General features: G+C 50.7%; 4 protein-coding genes. All 4 read right to left on the reverse strand.

The annotated features are described in order from the left end of the window. Positions 1-77 precede the first annotated feature (77 nt). Positions 78-1,064, reverse strand: coding sequence for an ABC transporter ATP-binding protein (locus tag AAH187_RS05410; RefSeq protein ID WP_342347416.1), 987 nt, complete (start codon positions 1,062-1,064; stop codon positions 78-80). After that, a complete protein-coding gene (locus tag AAH187_RS05415) occupies positions 1,065-2,057 on the reverse strand; it encodes an ABC transporter permease (RefSeq protein WP_342347417.1) in 993 nt (330 codons plus the stop codon). Positions 2,058-2,085: 28 nt separating this feature from the next. Continuing rightward, positions 2,086-3,048 (reverse strand): ABC transporter permease, encoded by a 963-nt coding sequence (locus AAH187_RS05420; RefSeq protein WP_342347418.1) that lies wholly within the window; start codon positions 3,046-3,048, stop codon positions 2,086-2,088. A 37-nt stretch (positions 3,049-3,085) separates the two neighbouring features. Continuing rightward, on the reverse strand, positions 3,086-4,644 hold a 1,559-nt coding region (locus AAH187_RS05425; protein WP_342347419.1), incomplete at its 5' end, for an ABC transporter substrate-binding protein.

Below are 4,644 nucleotides of genomic sequence, written 5' to 3' on the forward strand. Positions count from 1 at the left end.
TCATGAGTAACAAGAAATTCTTACAATGGGATACAGGTTTTTTTTACAACAAAAATCGTCATGAAGATCCCCCCCCCTCATGACTCTTTCTTGTCATATAACCAACACACTGTCTCATGCGAATCCCCCACCTGCACGGTGGGCGGAGGCTGAACGGGACAATGCTCCATCACCTCCTGACATCTGGAAGAGAAATGACAGCCTGGCGGATACTGTAAGGGAGACGGCACGGTCCCTGGAATGGCTTCCAACCTGGTCTGGCGTTCCCCCGGTCGCGGCAGCGATTTCAACAGCGCACTCGTGTAGGGATGGCTGGGATTGCGGAATAATTCTTTCACGGTTGCCCGTTCGGCAATTTTGCTCGCATACATGACGATGACATCCTGGGCGAATTGCGCGACCACGCCCAGGTTATGTGTGATCAGTAAAATGGCCATGCCCAAATCTTTCTGAAGAGCCGAGAGCAGATCCAGAATTTGGGCTTGTATCGTCACATCCAGGGCGGTCGTCGGTTCATCGGCGATCAACAGATCAGGTTTACAGGCCAGGGCCATGGCGATCATCACCCGCTGCTTCATCCCGCCGGACATTTCATGGGGGTATTGATCGATACGGCTTTCAGGAGCCGAAATGCGTACTTTATCCAACAAGCTGATCACTTCTTTTCGAATGTCCCGATCCGACAGGTTCGTATGAATTTTCAGGACTTCACCGATCTGATTGCCGATCGACATGACTGGATTCAGCGAGGTCATGGGCTCTTGAAACACCATGCCGATCGACTTTCCACGAATCCGGCGCATCTCCTTTTCGGGAAGATCCAGCAGATTCTGCCCTTTGAAGTGAATCGTGCCACCAATCACACGACCCGGCGAAGAGATCAGACGCATTATCGAGAGGGCCGCCACGGACTTCCCACAGCCGGATTCTCCCACCAAGGCCAGCGTTTGCCCGCCTCGAATGGAAAAGCTCACATCATCGACCGCTTTGATTTCGCCTTTGTCCGTGAAGAACGAGGTTCGAAGGTTAGACACCTGTAACAGTGGGTGCACGCGGGATTCCATTTACCGGCTTCGCAATTTCGGATTTAAGGCCTCACGCAGGCCTTCTCCAACAAGATTAAAGGCCAACACCACAAAAAAAATCGCCAGGCCCGGAATAAAGAATAACCAGGGCGCATCGAACACAAACCCTTTGCCATCCGAGAGGATATTACCCCATGTGGCATAAGGAGGAGGCACTCCAAAACCCAGAAAACTTAAACCTGACTCCGTTAAAATGGCCGAGGCGACCCCGATTGTGGCTGACACAAACACCGGTGCCAGGGCATTGGGCACCATATGCCGGAAAATGATTCGACCCTCGGGAATCCCTAACGCTTTGGCTGCAACCACATAGTCCTGTTCACGGATGGACAAAAATTCTGCCCGAACAAATCGGGCCGTCCCCATCCAGCTAAACAATCCAATGATGATCATGATGGTGTAGATGCTGGGCGGGAGGAGAGCCACGGCCGTCAGAATGAGGAAAAATGTCGGGAAACACATCATGGCATCAGTGAATCGCATGATCAGCGTATCGACGGTGATAAACCACAACTTCACGTGCCCGTAAAAACCGGACAGCCCGCCTAACAAGATGCCAATCCCCAAGGAAATTCCGACGGCCACAAATCCAATAGATAGAGAAACAAACGAGCCCTGGAACATCCGGGCGAACACGTCACGACCCAATTCGTCTGTGCCCATGAGATAGATACCGCCAAACGGCCGATCTTCCGAAATACTATCGGGAGAAGGCACAGACAGCGGGGGAAGAAATTTATCTGTCAGTCGTACCGCTTCCGGATCAAACACAACCCACCATTCCGTCAGCACTTTCCCGGTCAAGGCCATCAGCAAGAGCAGCACGAGCACCCAAAAACCGAAGAGAGCCTGGTAGTCCTTGGTAAATACACGGAGAAACTCTTCCCACGGCGTTTCCTGTGGAGCCAGACCTTCCGCATCGAGGGAGGCCACCTGGGTTTTTTGAGAAACGTCGGTCTTCGAGTGATCCATTAAGCGTTCGTGCCTCTGATTCTCGTGTTTAATGCAAGCGGATCCTCGGATCCACCACCGCATACAAAATATCCGAGATCAAGGTACCCAATAAGGTCAGGACTGCGGCGATAAAGTTGAGAGTCATGATGATCGGAAAGTCTCTTGAAAGAATGGCTTCATAGGCCAGCCGACCCAACCCCGGCCAGGCAAAAATTTGTTCAAAGATCACAGACCCGCCGATCAGCCCAGGGAGCAGAAGACCGAACATGGTCACAAATGGCAGCAGAGCATTCCCCAGCGCATGGCCATAGATCACCGTGTCTTCCTGAAGGCCTTTCGCCCTGGCGGTCCGGACATAATCCTGGCTTAACACTTCCAACATCTGGGAACGGACATATCGGGACAGGACAGCGATCCCGCCGATCGCGGTCATGACGGATGGAATGACCAAATGCCAGATACGATCCATCATCTGATAGGCAGGCTGCGCATGCTCCATTCCGAACGTTTTGATGCTGATCACCGGGACACCCAACCAACCCACTACCCACAAAATAGCTAAAAACGACAGGAAAAAACCCGGAACTGAAATGAGCGCATAGGAGGAAAACACGGTCAGCCGGTCATACAGTCCTCCCCGGAATACCGCCCCGTAAATCCCCGCAGGAAACGCCCACGTCCACACCAGAATCGTGGCCAGAATAAACAACGGCAAGGAATTCAGAAACCGGTCCCAGATTTTCGGAAGGACGGGTTGGCTATCCTTGAAAGACTTAAGTTCCCCCGAAGCCAAATCCCTTATCCAATAGGCATATTGCACATAGAGCGGATCATCTAAATGGAAGGCGGCCCGAATTTTGGCGATATCTTCCGGTTTCATCCGGGGATTCATCGGATCCACTTCACTGGGTTCCCCTGGAGCCAGATGAATAAAGGAATGGGCCAAAAAAGACACAATGACCAGCAGAATCAGCCGTTGCGCCACATTACGAACAATAAAATTCCACATGGTTGATCTGTTGTAACCTGAGAGCCTATCGCATGACTTAAAAGTCCGGCGTCAACTCCAACTTTCGCCATTTACGGAAATAATACGTGATGTCACCGCTTTTGGTGGGATAAATCTTTTTGAACTTTTCTTTCCCATCCGGCCCTTCCTCGACCAGCACAATTTTCTTATCCAACACCCTGGTGCTTAAGGGCGCGTAGAGAAAGGTATAGGGTTGATCCTCATGAATCAACCGATGTAGCTCGTGAGTCAATTCCTCTTGTCGATCTCTATTGTATTCCTGGCGGATCCTGACAATGAGTTCGTCGGCGCGTGGGTTATTGTACCCCACAAAATTTAGTTGTTGCGGACCGGCCTGGCTGGAATGCCAGATCTGATAGAGATCCGGATCAATGCCCATGCTCCACCCCAACACGACCGCATCGAAATCTCCGGTATTCACAAAATCGTTCAGAAACACGGCCCATTCGAAGACCTGTGTGTTCACTTTGACGCCGATCTTTTTCCAGGCATTCTGGGCGATGGTCATCAAATTTTTTCTGATAGGATTGCCATTATTCGTAATCAGCGTAAATTCAAAAATTTTTCCATCCTTTTCGAGCCACCCATCTTTATTCATGCTCCATCCGGCCTTCTCAAAGAGCGCGCGGGCTCCTTGAGAGTCGTAGGGGAGAGGTTGAATGGACTGATCATACCATTCGGTATTTCGGGGATAGGGTCCAGTTGTCCGCTCACCTTCTCCATACACAAGATAGGTGATGATCTCATCAACATTAATGGCCATCCCCAAGGCTGTCCTGATCATGGGATCGGCAAATAACGGTTTTCGGTTGTTGTAGCCAATATAGTTGTAGGCAAATCCCAGACTGCTGAACCACTGATAGGTCGGATCGTTTTTATACCGGTCGACCTGATGAGGCTGCGCGCCATAAAAATCTATCGCGCCTGTCCGAAACTCCACTTCCTGGGTGAACAGTTCAGGAATAATGCGCATATAATAATCCTGATATTGTGCAGGTCCCTCCCAATAGTCCTCATACCGTCGAAGATGAATAAATTCATCCCCCTGCCATTCGACAAACTGAAAGCTTCCGCTGCCGATAGGATGCCGATTAAACTGACTCTCTCGCATCCCGAATGCCTTTTGCGCCTCCTCCGACAATCCTCGCTCCTGTTTTTCACGGGTTAAGGCTTCCTCATTGAGAAGATGCTCGGGAAGGATCCCCATGGTCCAGGCATTGATGGCTGGTGAATAGAGGCGTTTATAGATAATTTGTATTGTTGACGGATCCAGAATCTCCACGGTTTTGATCGGCTCGAAATCCGGAGTCCGTGGAGACAAATTTTTGGGATTCATGATGGCTTCATACGTAAACTTCACATCTCCCGCATCGAACACATGTCCATCGTGGAATTTCACGCCCTGACGAAGATGAAACAGGATGGTGGGATTGTGTTCGCCCACGGGAAGAATTTCCGGGAATTTGGCCCGCAGGGGTTCCTCCAATTCATTAGGCACCGGCTCTTGAGGATGAATCAGTTCCTCGTAAGGAAAATGCTCAAAGTACCGCTCACCGAGAACCGGCTGTAAGCGGT

The sequence above is a fragment of the uncultured Nitrospira sp. genome (genome assembly GCA_902500695.1).
In the GTDB taxonomy this organism is placed as follows: Bacteria; Nitrospirota; Nitrospiria; order Nitrospirales; family UBA8639; genus Nitrospira_E.